Annotated in this window: 1 rRNA gene (running past one end of the window); it reads left to right on the forward strand. The window is 51.5% G+C overall.

From position 1 onward, the window contains the following. Nucleotides 1–293: ribosomal RNA gene (locus DWX59_RS28425) — 23S ribosomal RNA — on the forward strand (its annotated part continues 797 nt past the right edge of the window); the annotation flags it as partial.

Genomic DNA, 293 nt, shown 5'->3' on the forward strand with positions numbered 1-293 from the left:
GTGACGTATGGTGAATACATAGCCATACGCCGGGAACCCGGTGAACTGAAACATCTAAGTAACCGGAGGAAGAGAAAGAAACATCGATTCCCAAAGTAGCGGCGAGCGAAATGGGAGGAGCCCAAACCAGCGTGCGTGCATGCTGGGGTTATGGACCGCACACGTGAACCGATTTGTTAATGGAACTGTCTGGGAAGTCAGGCCAAAGAGAGTGAAAGCCTCGTACATGAAAACAATAGGAAGCAGCGGGATCCAGAGTACCACGAGACACGAGAAACCTTGTGGGAAGTCGG

It is taken from the genome of Enterocloster aldenensis (assembly GCF_003434055.1).
GTDB classification, from domain to species: Bacteria; Bacillota; Clostridia; order Lachnospirales; family Lachnospiraceae; genus Enterocloster; species Enterocloster aldenensis.